The organism is Oryzibacillus soli, assembly GCF_051594765.1.
Taxonomy (GTDB): Bacteria; Bacillota; Bacilli; order Paenibacillales; family NBRC-103111; genus Paenibacillus_AR.
The window spans coordinates 1-213 of the sequence record NZ_JBPPGJ010000163.1 but is presented as its reverse complement, the minus strand read 5'-3'; the positions used below and the strand labels follow the sequence as shown (position 1 = coordinate 213).

Below are 213 nucleotides of genomic sequence, written 5' to 3'. Positions count from 1 at the left end.
GTCGAAGCGTGCTATATTAGTCTTCCGGCCGCGAGAGCGACGGTGAGAGTAAGTAAGTAACTTCAAGTTAGCTCCTTGAAAACTGAACAACGAGTAGTAACAACAAACACAGCCAAGTGTAATGAATGAGCTATATCGAACAAACCTTTTTGGAGAGTTTGATCCTGGCTCAGGACGAACGCTGGCGGCGTGCCTAATACATGCAAGTCGAGC

1 rRNA gene is annotated in these 213 nt (G+C 46.9%); it reads left to right on the top strand.

Features of this window, described 5'->3' with window-relative positions:
- Positions 1–146: 146 nt before the first annotated feature.
- A 16S ribosomal RNA gene (locus tag ACSEXW_RS28530) occupies positions 147–213 on the top strand; the annotation flags it as partial.